Annotated in this window: 12 protein-coding genes; 7 read left to right on the forward strand and 5 right to left on the reverse strand. The window is 71.7% G+C overall.

The window, feature by feature from the left end:
• Positions 1-79: 79 nt before the first annotated feature.
• On the reverse strand, positions 80-1291 hold the full coding sequence (locus OG408_RS25115; RefSeq protein WP_285564732.1) for a pyridoxal phosphate-dependent aminotransferase: 1212 nt from the start codon (positions 1289-1291) through the stop codon (positions 80-82).
• Positions 1292-1519: 228 nt separating this feature from the next.
• Positions 1520-2353: an arylamine N-acetyltransferase family protein gene (locus OG408_RS25120; protein ID WP_266782129.1), complete on the reverse strand. Its 834-nt coding sequence runs from the start codon at positions 2351-2353 to the stop codon at positions 1520-1522.
• Positions 2354-2430: 77 nt separating this feature from the next.
• On the opposite strand from OG408_RS25120, the gene OG408_RS25125 reads away from it, so the two are divergent.
• The 3 genes from OG408_RS25125 to OG408_RS25135 all read left to right on the forward strand — a co-directional run bounded on the left by OG408_RS25125 (position 2431) and on the right by OG408_RS25135 (position 4977).
• Positions 2431-3105 (forward strand): class I SAM-dependent methyltransferase, encoded by a 675-nt coding sequence (locus OG408_RS25125; RefSeq protein ID WP_326672070.1) that lies wholly within the window; start codon positions 2431-2433, stop codon positions 3103-3105.
• Positions 3105-3962, forward strand: coding sequence for a DUF3626 domain-containing protein (locus OG408_RS25130; RefSeq protein ID WP_326672072.1), 858 nt, complete (start codon positions 3105-3107; stop codon positions 3960-3962). Before OG408_RS25125 ends, OG408_RS25130 begins: the two co-directional genes overlap by 1 nt.
• Before the next feature lie 115 nt (positions 3963-4077).
• Complete coding sequence (locus OG408_RS25135; protein WP_326672074.1) at positions 4078-4977, forward strand: S1 family peptidase; 900 nt, start codon at positions 4078-4080, stop codon at positions 4975-4977.
• 76 nt (positions 4978-5053) lie between these two features.
• On the opposite strand, the gene OG408_RS25140 is transcribed toward OG408_RS25135, so the two are convergent.
• Positions 5054-5896, reverse strand: a complete 843-nt coding sequence (locus tag OG408_RS25140) for a DUF1206 domain-containing protein (RefSeq protein WP_266782137.1) — start codon at positions 5894-5896, stop codon at positions 5054-5056.
• A gap of 186 nt (positions 5897-6082) precedes the next feature.
• Here OG408_RS25140 and OG408_RS25145 point away from each other — a divergent pair, with 186 nt between their 5' ends.
• The gene (locus OG408_RS25145; protein ID WP_266782139.1) at positions 6083-6250 is read left to right on the forward strand and encodes a hydrophobic protein; all 168 of its coding nucleotides are present in this window, start codon (positions 6083-6085) and stop codon (positions 6248-6250) included.
• Positions 6251-6322: 72 nt separating this feature from the next.
• On the opposite strand, the gene OG408_RS25150 is transcribed toward OG408_RS25145, so the two are convergent.
• Both OG408_RS25150 and OG408_RS25155 read right to left on the reverse strand, forming a co-directional pair.
• Positions 6323-7942, reverse strand: coding sequence for an N-acyl-D-amino-acid deacylase family protein (locus OG408_RS25150; RefSeq protein ID WP_326672077.1), 1620 nt, complete (start codon positions 7940-7942; stop codon positions 6323-6325).
• A gap of 20 nt (positions 7943-7962) precedes the next feature.
• The gene (locus OG408_RS25155; RefSeq protein WP_266782143.1) at positions 7963-9261 is read right to left on the reverse strand and encodes an alanine racemase; all 1299 of its coding nucleotides are present in this window, start codon (positions 9259-9261) and stop codon (positions 7963-7965) included.
• A gap of 203 nt (positions 9262-9464) precedes the next feature.
• Here OG408_RS25155 and OG408_RS25160 point away from each other — a divergent pair, with 203 nt between their 5' ends.
• The 3 genes from OG408_RS25160 to OG408_RS25170 are packed head-to-tail and all read left to right on the forward strand — an operon-like array spanning position 9465 to position 11692.
• Positions 9465-10520: a sugar kinase gene (locus OG408_RS25160; RefSeq protein WP_266782145.1), complete on the forward strand. Its 1056-nt coding sequence runs from the start codon at positions 9465-9467 to the stop codon at positions 10518-10520.
• Positions 10517-11275 (forward strand): IclR family transcriptional regulator, encoded by a 759-nt coding sequence (locus tag OG408_RS25165; protein ID WP_266782147.1) that lies wholly within the window; start codon positions 10517-10519, stop codon positions 11273-11275. The genes OG408_RS25160 and OG408_RS25165 overlap by 4 nt, the downstream gene beginning before the upstream one ends.
• A 6-nt stretch (positions 11276-11281) precedes the next feature.
• Positions 11282-11692, forward strand: coding sequence for a RidA family protein (locus OG408_RS25170; protein WP_266782149.1), 411 nt, complete (start codon positions 11282-11284; stop codon positions 11690-11692).
• Positions 11693-11791: the final 99 nt, after the last annotated feature.

The following is an 11791-nucleotide window of genomic DNA, read 5'->3' on the forward strand; positions in this document are numbered from 1 at the left end:
TCTAAAGTTGTCCATCATCGAGACAAGTCGTCGGGACAAGTCTGCGTTCCGGTGGCGGTGCCCCGGGCCCCGGCCGGGGCTACACCTGGCTGTAGCCGTCCAGGAAGTGGGCGATACGGCCGATCGCGTCCGTCAGGTCCTCCGTCGAGGGCAGCGTCACGACCCGGAAGTGATCGGGCTCCGGCCAGTTGAACCCCGTCCCCTGCACCACCATGATCTTCTCGGCCCGCAGCAGGTCGAGGACCATCTGCCGGTCGTCCTTGATCTTGTACACCTTCGGGTCGAGCCGGGGGAAGAGGTACAGCGCCCCCTTCGGCTTCACGCAGGTCACGCCCGGGATCTGCGTCAGCAGGTCGTACGCCACGTCCCGCTGCTCCAGGATCCGGCCGCCCGGCAGCACCAGGTCGTTGATCGACTGCCGGCCGCCGAGCGCGGTCGCCACGGCGTGCTGCGAGGGCATGTTGGCGCACAGCCGCATGTTGGCCAGGATCGTCAGCCCCTCGATGTACGAGGAGGCGTGCGCCTTCGGCCCGCAGACCGCCATCCAGCCGGAGCGGTAGCCCGCCACCCGGTAGTTCTTGGACAGCCCGTTGAAGGTGAGCACCATCAGGTCGGGGGCGATGGCCGCGGTCGGGGTGTGGGTCGCGCCGTCGTACAGGATGCGGTCGTAGATCTCGTCGGAGCAGACCACCAGGTTGTGGCGCCGGGCGATCTCCGTCAGCCCGCGCAGCAGCTCGTCGTCGTACACCGCACCCGTCGGGTTGTTCGGGTTGATGATGACGATGGCCTTGGTGCGGTCGGTGATCTTCCGCTCGATGTCGGCCAGGTCCGGCATCCAGTCCGCCTGCTCGTCGCACCGGTAGTGCACGGCCGTGCCGCCCGCCAGGGAGACGGACGCCGTCCACAGCGGATAGTCCGGGGCGGGTACGAGCACCTCGTCGCCGTCGTCGAGCAGTGCCTGCATCGACATCTGGATCAGCTCGGACACCCCGTTGCCCAGGTAGACGTCCTCGACGTCGAGGTCGATCCCCTTGGTCTGGTAGTGCTGCATCACCGCCCGGCGCGCGGACAGCAGCCCCTTCGCGTCGCCGTAACCGTGCGCCCCGGAGAGGTTGCGCAGGATGTCCTCGAGGATCTCCGGCGGGCACTCGAAGCCGAACGCGGCGGGGTTGCCGGTGTTCAGCTTGAGGATGCGGTGACCTGCTGCTTCCAGCCGCATCGCCTCCTCGAGCACGGGGCCCCGGATTTCGTAACAGACGTTGGCGAGCTTCGTGGACTGGATGACCTGCATGTCTGCGAGCTTACGACTGTGTTTCGCGGGCCGCCCGGCCTTTCCCCGGCCATTCGCCCAGCCGGGTCTCCCGGCAGGGCGACCCCGGCTTCCATCGGCATGCGCCCACCGCCCCCGCGCCGTGGGAACCCCGGGCGCGGGACGGGGCGGGGCTTGGAATGGGGTGGAACAGGGACGTGACGGACCGGGACGGGTGAGATGCGACACGGCGTGCCGTGCCCCACCGGGTCACTCGGGCAGCCGGGCACCCTCCGGCAGCCGGATCGCGAACGTGTCCGCCAGGACGCGCTCCGCCTCGGCGGCGTCCGCCAGCTGCCGCTCCTCCCGGCCGCCGTCGGCGCCCGTCACCACGAGCGTGCGGCCGGTCAGCGAGAGATGGGCGTCCGGCGTGGTGCGCTGGACGTACAGGCGGTGCGCGAACGGGGAGCGGGGGTTCGTCGCGATGTGCCAGTTGATGACCTCGAAATCGGGCGCCTCGTACGGCTCCAGGGTGAAGGCGTACTGCGCCTGCCACGCCCCGTCGCCCGTATCGGTCCCCAGCTCCCACATCTCCAGCGGCCCGCCGTGCGGGATGTGGACGAGCCGGTGGTGGCGCGGGGTGTCGTGCAGCTCCTCGCCCGCGACCAGCGGAAGGGGCTCCAGCAGCGAGCCCGCGGCCCCGAAGCCGACATCGGCGAGATACGGCACCGGCTCGCCCGGCACCCCGACGCGCATCAGCATGTGCGTGCGCGGCCGGATGTCCCCGGGGCCGGCGCCCAGCACGACCCGGGCGGCCAGCAGCGTGACGTCGAAGCCGAGGGCCCGCAATGCGGCGGCGAGCAGCGTGTTGTGCTCGTAGCAGTAGCCGCCGCGCTCACTCCGTACGAGCTTCGCCTCCAGATCGGCGAGCGCGAGCGAGGGCACCCTGCCGAGGACGGGGTCCAGGTTCTCGAACGGGATGCCCAGCGCGTGCGCCCGGTGCACGGAGCGCAGCACGGCCGCGGTGGGCCGGCGCTCCCCGCTCCAGCCGATGCGGGCGAGATAGGCGTCGAGGTCGAGCGCGTGCGCACGGTCGGAAGTCATCCTCAGACGGTACGCAGCCGGTGGTCCGGGCGGAAACGGAATGACGTGCCGGGTGCCTCGGCCGTAAGGTCCCGGCCATGGACTGGCAGGCCTGGCACGACGCATACGATCTTCCCGACTCCTGGATGGCGCAGCGGCTGCGGACCGTCGAGGACCGCATCCGGGACGCCCTGGACACCGCACCGCCCGGCCCGCTGAAGGTGATCAGCGTCTGCGCCGGGCAGGGCCGCGACCTCATCGGGGTGCTGGCGGACCACCCCCGGCGCGACGACGTACGGGCCCGGCTCGTCGAACTCGACCCGGGGAACACCGCGTTCGCGGCGGAGCTGGCCCGCTCGGCCGGTCTGACGGGCGTGGAGGTGGTGACGGGCGACGCCTCGCTCACCGACCACTACCTCGGCCCGGCGCCCGCCGATCTCGTTCTGGTCTGCGGGGTGTTCGGCAACATCATGGACGCCGACATCGAGCGCACGATCGACACCTGCACCCGGCTGTGCGCGCGGGGCGGAACCGTCGTCTGGACCCGCAACCGCCACGCACCCGACCGGGTGCCGGTGGTCTGCGACTGGTTCGAGGAGCGCGGCTTCGAGCGTCTGTGGCTGTCCGCGCCGGACGCCGGCTTCGGTGTCGGCGCCCACCGCCTCACCGTCGAGCCGGGCGAACTCGCCCCGGGGCAGACGATGTTCGACTTCGTCGGCTACGACGTGCTGAAAGCGGAACGGGCAGACCGGGACCGGACGGCGGACCTCTGATGCGACACCCCGCCCCGGCCCCGCCGATCGCGGTCCCGGCCCGGGACCGCGCCCTGGCCCACGTCGCGTCCCTCTCCTCGGGGCGGCCGCTCGACCCCTCGCTGCGGCTGACCCTGAACCTCCACCCCGACCGCGAGACGGCGGGCCGGCCGGTCCTGGCGGCCCTGGCGCGGGACGGCGTCTACCACTCGCAGTTCGTGACGGGCACCAGCAACGGCGGCCTCACGGCCCACCCCGGCGGGGACCGGTGGCGCTGGGAGAGCCGGATCTTCGACGGTGCCTACGACGGGGCGCCGGCCGGCCAGCGCCCGGTGTACGGGGCGCTGGACTTCCGGCGGTCGCCCGTCGGGGCGGCCCCCAGATTCGGTTCGGCGCACTTCCGGCTCACCGCGGACGCCCTGCCGCGCGCCACCTTCTGCTACCCGGACAGCGCCGCCGAACCGGAGGACTTCGGTGTCGCGTCCGGCATGCGGCTGATCGAGCTGGCCGAGGCCGACGACCGGGACGCGCTGGACGACTACATCGAGGCCCAGATCCATGGCCCGGTGCTGCTGGACCGGCACATCGAGGCCCTCGTCCTCGACCCGTGCTACCGGGGCACCGCGGTGGAGGAGGAGGCCCGCGCCCTGCCCCTCCGTACCGAGTGGCACGGCGGGTTCCGGCTGTCCGTCGAGGAGCTCCGCCGGCACGGCGACTACCGGGGCGAGGAGTTCGTCGTCCTGGGGGCCGCGATCGCCGAGGACGGGTTCCTCGACCCGCGGATCATCGGGGACGCCGCCCGTACGGGCCGCCATGACCTCCAGTCCCTGAAGCGGGTCTGGCACTGCCTGGCCCGCTTCGGTGCCCCGCTGACCTGAATTCGCCCCTTGTGGGGTTCCCCTCAGTGCGCCACCATGCGCATGTCAAAACCGGAAGAACTTCGGTCGCAGAGCCCCCACGCGCTCTGCACAGGTCACTAGAGGGGACCCCCACATGAAAAAGCCTCTCGTCGGTGCGCTCTTCGCGGTGCTGCTCCTCGGAGCCGGCACCGCGCCCGCGTTCGCGGTCACAAGCCACGACGCGACAGCGCCCAGCACGGTCAAGGCGGCAGCGTCATCCAGCCACACCGCGGCCACGGCCGCGGCGAAGGTCCGGCCCAAGGCCATCGGCTTCGCCGGCACGGTCGCGCTCAGCAACTGCTCGGGATCGGTCGTCCGTACGCCCAGCTCCCAGCCGGGCGATCCCGCGCTCGTCCTGTCCAACGGGCACTGCATGGAGTCCGGATTCCCGGGCCCCGGCGAGGTCGTGCGCGACCAGCCCTCCACCCGTACCTTCACCCTGCTGAACTCCGCGGGCAGCGGCGTCGGCACGCTCCGGGCGAGCAAGATCGCGTACGGCACGATGACGGACACCGACATATCGGTGTACCAGCTCACCTCCACGTACGCGCAGATCGAGAGCAGCTACGGCATCAAGGCGCTGGAGCTCAACACCGCGCACCCCGTACAGGGCACCGCGATCACCGTCGTGTCCGGGTACTGGAAGCGCACGTACAGCTGCAACGTCGACGGGTTCGTCTACCGCCTCAAGGAGGGGGAGTGGACCTGGAAGGACTCGGTCCGCTACACCTCCGCCTGCCAGACCATCGGCGGTACGTCCGGCTCCCCGGTGGTCGACAACGCGACCGGCAAGGTCGTCGCCGTCAACAACACCGGTAACGAGGACGGGCAGGAGTGCACGGACAACAACCCGTGCGAGGTCGACGAGAGCGGTGAGGTGACGGTCCGGCAGGGCATTAACTACGCCCAGGAGACCTACGGCATCGTGCCGTGCATCGGCGCGGGCAACGTCTTCGACCTGAACCGTCAGGGGTGCACGCTGCCCAAGCCCTGACGTCCGGGAGCGCATGGGCAGGCGAGTGGGGGCAGGCGGTTTTCCGCCTCGCCCCCACTCGCCTGCCCATGCGATGTCAGATCTTGCGCCACTTGGCGTTGGCGAACGAGAACAGGCCGAAAGCCATCAGGCCCACGGCGATCACGGCCAGCAGCCAGGGGCCCGCCGGGGTCGAGGCGAACGAGCGCAGGGTGTCGTCCATGCCCTTGGCCTCGCCGGAGCGGGCCTTCACCGCGGCGGAGACGGCGAAGCCGCCCGCGACCGCGAAGACGACGCCTCGGGAGACACCGCCGAAGACGCCGACGATGTCCACGCCGCGTCGAGTGGTGCGGGACATGTCGTCCAGACGCAGGCGCTTGTGGAACTTGCGCATCGCCGCCCTGGCGGCGATGTAGAGGCCGATGCCGGCCACGGCGACGCCTGCCACGCCGACGATCCAGCGGCCGCCCGGCAGGTCCAGCACCTTCGCCGTGGTGTCCTGCGACTGCGCGTCGCTCTTGCCGCTGCCGCTGCCCTTGTCGCCCGCCGCGAACATCAGGACGGAGTAGGCGACGAAGCCGTAGAACACGGCGCGTCCCGCGGAGGCGAGCCGCTTGGTCGCCTTCTCCCCGTCGGGGCCCGCGGCTCCGAACGCCGCCTCGGACAGACGCCACAGGGCCATGCCGACCAGTGCGATGCCGAGGATCCACAGCAGCACGGATCCGAAGGGCTTCTGGGATATCTCGGAAAGGGCGCCGCCGCGGTCGGCCTGTTTGCCGCCGCCGTCGGAGAACGCGATGCGCAGGGCGAGAAGGCCCACCAGGATGTAGATCACTCCGCGGGCCACGAATCCGGCGCGGCCGGCCATTTCGACGGCGGAACTGTTTCCCGCGCGTCTTGCCTTTCCGTGACTTTCCCTGGCTGTCGCCGATATATTCATTTCCCCCGGTTGCCCGGGATGGGGCGCGGGAAACAGTGGCGCCCGGACCTGGGGGCGGACCGGCTCCGGACCAGGCCGATGGCCGACCCGATACCGGGGCCCGGACGGACCGGCGGGAGATCGCCGCACGGCAGCCGGTGTGAAACCCCAGGACGGGGGAACTCGCCTTTTCGGAGGTTGATAATCATGGTTCCCCTGCTTCTCGTTCTTCTGCTGGTCCTGGTCCTTTTCGGCGCCGGGTTCGCTGTCAATCTGCTCTGGTGGATAGCCGCCATCGTTCTCGCGGTGTGGCTGGTCGGATTCCTTGTCCGGCCCGGCACGGGCGCCGGACGTGGCCGGTGGTACCGCTGGTAGTCCGAAGCCGGTGAACAACGGAGAAGGGGCCGGACGCGCAAGCGCGTCCGGCCCCTTCTTCCGTGCGTGCCGCTACGGCCGCGGCGCGGACCGGACCGAGCGTCCCGCCAGCACCTGTGTCCGCTTGCCGTCCTCGATGACGAAACGGCCGTCGATCAGCACGTGCGGAATGCCCACCGGCAGGGTGCGCGGCTCGTCGAACGTCGAGCCCGCCGCCACCGTCGCCGGGTCGAAGAGCACCAGGTCGGCGCGGTAGCCCTCGCGCACGTACCCGCGGTCGGGCAGCCGCAGCCGGGCCGCAGGGCGCGAGGTGAGGTGGGCGACGCACTCCTCCAGGGAGAGGATGCCCAGCTCGCGGACGTACCGGCCCAGGTACTGCGGGAACGTGCCGTACGCGCGCGGGTGCGGCTTGTCGCCCTGGAGGATGCCGTCGCTGCCGCCGGTGTGGACGCGGTGGCGCATGATCTGCCGGACGTTCTCCTCGTGGCCCACGTGCTGCAGGATCGTCGTCCCGAGCCGGTCGTCCACGAGCAGCCGCCGCGCGGTCACCCAGGGCTCCTCGTCGCGCAGCCGGGCCGATTCGGCCACCGTCCGGCCGACATGGCCGGCGAGCGCGGGGTCGCCGACGCCCGAGATCTCGATCTTGTCCCACTCGATCGGCACTCCGTGGCAGCCGTCCGATCCCACGACCTCCATGTCGTGCCGGATCCGCGCGGCTGTCGCGTCGTCGGCCAGGCGCGTCAGGATGGAGGCGGGCCCGCCCTCGCTCGCCCAGCTGGGCAGCATCGCGACCAGGGTCGTGCAGCCGGGGGTGTACGGATAGGTGTCGAGCGTGATGTCGGCGCCCGAGCCCAGCGCGCGGTCGAGGAGGTCCAGCAGCTCCGGGGCCCGGCCCTCGTTCACGCCGAAGTTCATGGTGGCGTGGGCGAGATGGAGGGCGCAGCCCGCGGTGCGGGTGAGCCGCACCATCTCCTCGTACGCCTCCAGAGCCCCGGCGCCGTACGAGCGGTGGTGCGGGCAGTAGTAGCCGCCGTGCTCGGCCACCACCCGGCACAGGACGGTCAGTTCGGCGTCGTCCGCGTACATGCCCGGTGTGTAGGTGAGGCCCGATGACATGCCGACGGCGCCCTCGGCCATGCCCTGGGCGACGAGTTCCTTCATCCGGGTCAGCTCGGCGTCGGTGGCGGGCCGGTCGTCCCAGCCGACCGCGTACATCCGGACGGTGCCCTGCGGGATGAGGTAGGCGGCGTTGACGGCGATGCCCCGGCCGCCGAAGTTGCGGTCGAGTCGGTCCAGGTAGCCGCCGACGGTGCGCCAGTCGAAGTCGATGTCGCCGCCGTCGCCGTTCCAGCCGGCGATGGAACGGCGTACCTCCGCGAGAGTGCGGTCGTCGACGGGCGCGTACGACAGACCGTCCTGGCCGAGGACTTCGAGGGTGACGCCCTGGGCGGCCTTCGCGCTGTGGTCGGGGTCGCGCAGCAGGGCGAGGTCGCTGTGCGCGTGCATGTCGATGAAGCCGGGGGACAGGGCGAGCCCGTCGGCGTCCAGGACACGGGTGCCGGAGGGGCGGGGGCCCGGGGCGTGCTCCGGGTGGATCTCCGCGATACGGCCGTCGCGGACGGCGACATCGGCGCGGTACGAGGGGCTCGCGGTGCCGTCGATGACGCGTGCGCCGCGGATGACCAGGTCCATGGGGGTGCCTTTCGGGGGGATCAGAAGAACGTACGGATGTAGTCCGTGACCGTCCCGTCCGCCTCCACGAGCGGGATCAGCTGCCACTTGTCGAAGCTCGTGCAGGGGTGCGAGAGCCCCATCCCCACCCAGTCCCCGACCTCGACCGAGGTCTCCTCGTCGGTCCGCACCCACGTGTGCTGGTCGGACAGTCCGGTGATCTCGACCCCCGACGCCTCGCGCACCGATCCGTCGCGCCCGGACCGCACGACCTGCGCCTGCGGCAGGTCCAGGTCGTAGGCGGCGTCCCGCTTGCCCGCGTTCAGGAAGGCCTGCTCCGCGGACGGGCGGGAGACGACCTGGGCCCAGAGCCGGAAGGCGGGCCGCAGCGCACCCTCCTCGGGGACGCGGTTGAAGGGGGTGAGGTGGCGGTAGTGCCCGTCGTCGTGCGAGACGTACGCCCCCGACCTGAGCAGCTTGCACACGGGGGAGGAGAGTTCGGGGATCTCCGCGAACACGTCCGCCACCGCGTCGAACCACGCGCTGCCGCCCGCACTGATCACGATGTGCTCACCGGCGTCCAGCGCGCCGAAGCGTCCCGCCGCGTCGAACGACGCGGCCAGCGCGACGAGCCGGCGCAGCCAGTCCCGCACCCGCTCCCCGGAGGCCTCCGGCACCTCGCCCTCGTACCCGGCCACGCCCACCAGCCGCAGCGACCCGGTCGCGGCCACCGCGTCGGCGACGGCCGCGCACTCGGCCTCGGTGCGCGCGCCCGTGCGGGCTCCCTCGCCCGCGCCCAGCTCCACGACGACGTCGACCGGGCGGGTGGCGCCCGCCGCGCGCAGGGCCTCGTCCATCAGCCCGACGCCGCGCACCGAGTCGACGTAACAGACGAAGGTGAAGCCGGGGTCCGCGTTCAGCTCGCCCGCGAGCCAGCGCAGCGAGGCCGCGTCGACGACTTCGTTGGCCAGGAAGATCCGCTGGATCCCGAACGCCCGGTAGACCCGCACCTGGTGGGGGACCGCGGCGGTGATGCCCCAGGCGCCGTGCTCCAGCTGGCGGGCGAAGAGCTGGGGGGACATCGACGTCTTGCCGTGCGGGGCGAACGCGAGGCCGTGGCGCTGTGCGTACGTCTCCAGCAGGGCGAGGTTGTGCTCGACGGACTCGGCCGACAGGGCGAGCACCGGAGTGGTGAAGCCGCCGGTGAAGAGGTTGCGCCGCTCGGCGGCCAGGGCGCCGACGGTCAGCCCCTCCGCGTCGGGCGGCAGCGCCTTGAACCGGTGGTCCACCCGCTCTTCGGCCAGTCCGGCCAGTCCGGCCACGAGGCGGTCGGCAGCCATGGGGGCTCCTTCTTGCTTGATTGCGGTAAGTCGTCGTGCTCAGTTCGTGGGTGTCGTGCGCCGCCGTGCGCCGCCGTACACCCACCTACGTTGCAACATATGCAACACCCATTGCGTATATCGCTCAAGGCTGTCTAACATCCTCGCCGACGCCCGGTCAATGGTGAGACCCGGTGCCGCCCGCCCGATCACGAGGAGCCCGAGTGTCCGGAACCCCGGCCAGGACCGACGCCGCCACGACCCCTGAGGTCGTGTGCCTCGGTGAGTCCATGGTGACGTTCCTGCCCTCGCAGCCCGGGCGCCTCGCCGACGTACCGGCCTTCGGCCGCGGGATCGGCGGCGCCGAGTCCAACGTGGCCTGCGCCCTCGCCGCGGCCGGACACCGGGCCGCCTGGGTGAGCCGGGTCGGGGCCGACGGCTTCGGCGACCACCTCGTCGACACGGTCTCCGCGTACGGCGTCGACACCTCCGCCGTACGGCGCGACCCCGCCCGCCCCACCGGCATCTACTTCCGCACGGCGACGGACCGCGGCACCGACGTCCACGAGGTGGCGTACTACCGGGCCGGATCCGCCGCCTCCGCGATGTCCCCGTCGAACGTCCCGCACGAGGCCCTCGCCGCCGGCCGGGTCCTGCACCTGTCCGGCATCACCGCCGCACTCTCCGCCGACTGCCTCGCGCTCCTGCGCGAGCTGACGGCCCCCCGCCCCGGCCGCCCGTTCGTCTCCTTCGACGTCAACCACCGCCCCGGCCTGTGGCGGGACGGCGAGGCGTCCCCCGAGGTCCTGCTGGACCTGGCCCGCGGCGCTGACCTGGTCTTCGTCGGGGAGGACGAGGCGGAGGAGGCCTGGGGGATCGTCGGAGCCGAGGCGATCCGTGCGGCGCTGCCGGAGCCGGAGGTGCTGGTCGTGAAGCGGGGCGCGGAGGGCGCGACGGTCTTCTCCGGGCTCCGCCCCGGAGAGGCCGAGGAGGTCACCGACGTCCCCGCCCTCCGGGTCGACGTCGTCGCCGCCGTCGGAGCCGGCGACGCCTTCGCCGCCGGGTTCCTCTCCGCCACCCTGCGCGGACTGCCCGTCCGCGACCGGGCCCGGCACGGCCACCTGATGGCCGCCGCCGTCCTCACCGTCCCCGGCGACCTCACCGACCCGCCCTCCCGCGACCGCGCCGACCGCCTCGTGGCCCTCGACGACACCGCCTGGGGCAGACTGCGTCTGGGCCCCGGGTGGACGGGGGACGACCAGGAGGTACGTACGCAATGAGCCAGACCGTCGACCGGGCGCTGAGCATCCTGCCCCTGCTCGCCCAGGGACCCGCCGACCTCGGGCAGGTCGCCGAGCGGCTCGGCGTCCACAAGTCCACGGCCCTGCGCCTCCTGCGTACGCTCCACGAGCACGGACTCGTCTACCGCCAGCAGGACCAGCGCTACCGCCTCGGCGCACGCCTCTTCGCGCTCGCCCAGGAGGCCGTCGAGAACCTCGACGTACGGGAGATCGCCCACCCGCACCTCGTCGAACTGAACGCGACCTGCGGACACACCGTCCACCTCGCCGTGTACGAGGAGAACGAGGTCCTCTACATCGACAAGGTCGAGAGCCGCTACCCGGTCCGGATGTACTCGCGCATCGGCAAGCCCGTCGCGATCACCGTCGCCGCCGTGGCGAAACTCCTGCTCGCCGACCTCACCGAACCCGAGCGGCGCGCCATCGCGGAGAAGCTCGACTACCCCATGTACACGTCCCGTTCGACCCCCGGCGCCGGCGCCTTCCTCAAGGAGCTCGTCGCCGTACGCGAACAGGGCTGGGCCACCGATCTCGGTGGCCACGAGGAGTCCATCAACTGCGTCGGCGCCCCCATTCGCGGCGCCGACGGGCGCGTCGTCGCCGCGATGTCGGTCTCCGCACCGAACGTGGTCGTCACGGCCGAGGAACTCCTCACCCTGCTCCCCCTGGTCCGTCGCACCGCCGACACCATCAGCCGGGAGTACTCCGGCACCACCCAACCCAAGAGAGCCTGATCAGCGATGACCGACAAGACCCCCCTCACCCCGAGCACCCACACCGCCCCGCCCGCGAAGTTCTCGCACGGGGTGCGCAAGGGGAACATCCTCCAGGTCGCCGGCCAGGTCGGCTTCCTGCCCGCCGTCGAGGGCCAGGCGCCGACCCCGGCCGGCCCGACCCTGCGCGAGCAGACCCTCCAGACCTTCGCCAACGTCAAGGCGATCCTGGAGGAGGGCGGCGCGAGCTGGGACGACGTGATGATGATGCGCGTCTACCTCACCGACGTGGACCACTTCGCGGAGATGAACGAGATCTACAACGCCTACTTCGGCGAGCAGAACCTGAAGGAGGCCCCCGCCGCCCGCACGACGGTCTACGTCGGCCTGCCCAAGGGCCTGCTCATCGAGATCGACGCCCTCGCGGTCCTCGGCTGATCCCGACCCTGATTCAGTTGCCCCACCGCACCACCCGGCCGGTCACGGCGCCCCGCCCCACCAGGGCGCCGTGCCGCGGTCCGCCCTGCTCAGAACCCA

The sequence above is a fragment of the Streptomyces sp. NBC_01257 genome (genome assembly GCF_035917255.1).
In the GTDB taxonomy this organism is placed as follows: domain Bacteria; phylum Actinomycetota; class Actinomycetes; order Streptomycetales; family Streptomycetaceae; genus Streptomyces.

Bases quoted from the DNA above. Each gene is read 5' to 3' on its own strand.
- OG408_RS25115 (WP_285564732.1), bottom strand. From the start codon at position 1,291: ATGCAGGTCATCCAGTCCACGAAGCTCGCCAACGTCTGTTACGAAATC.
- OG408_RS25120 (WP_266782129.1), bottom strand. From the start codon at position 2,353: ATGACTTCCGACCGTGCGCACGCGCTCGACCTCGACGCCTATCTCGCC.
- OG408_RS25125 (WP_326672070.1), top strand. From the start codon at position 2,431: ATGGACTGGCAGGCCTGGCACGACGCATACGATCTTCCCGACTCCTGG.
- OG408_RS25130 (WP_326672072.1), top strand. From the start codon at position 3,105: ATGCGACACCCCGCCCCGGCCCCGCCGATCGCGGTCCCGGCCCGGGAC.
- OG408_RS25135 (WP_326672074.1), top strand. From the start codon at position 4,078: ATGAAAAAGCCTCTCGTCGGTGCGCTCTTCGCGGTGCTGCTCCTCGGA.
- OG408_RS25140 (WP_266782137.1), bottom strand. From the start codon at position 5,896: ATGAATATATCGGCGACAGCCAGGGAAAGTCACGGAAAGGCAAGACGC.
- OG408_RS25145 (WP_266782139.1), top strand. From the start codon at position 6,083: ATGGTTCCCCTGCTTCTCGTTCTTCTGCTGGTCCTGGTCCTTTTCGGC.
- OG408_RS25150 (WP_326672077.1), bottom strand. From the start codon at position 7,942: ATGGACCTGGTCATCCGCGGCGCACGCGTCATCGACGGCACCGCGAGC.
- OG408_RS25155 (WP_266782143.1), bottom strand. From the start codon at position 9,261: ATGGCTGCCGACCGCCTCGTGGCCGGACTGGCCGGACTGGCCGAAGAG.
- OG408_RS25165 (WP_266782147.1), top strand. From the start codon at position 10,517: ATGAGCCAGACCGTCGACCGGGCGCTGAGCATCCTGCCCCTGCTCGCC.
- OG408_RS25170 (WP_266782149.1), top strand. From the start codon at position 11,282: ATGACCGACAAGACCCCCCTCACCCCGAGCACCCACACCGCCCCGCCC.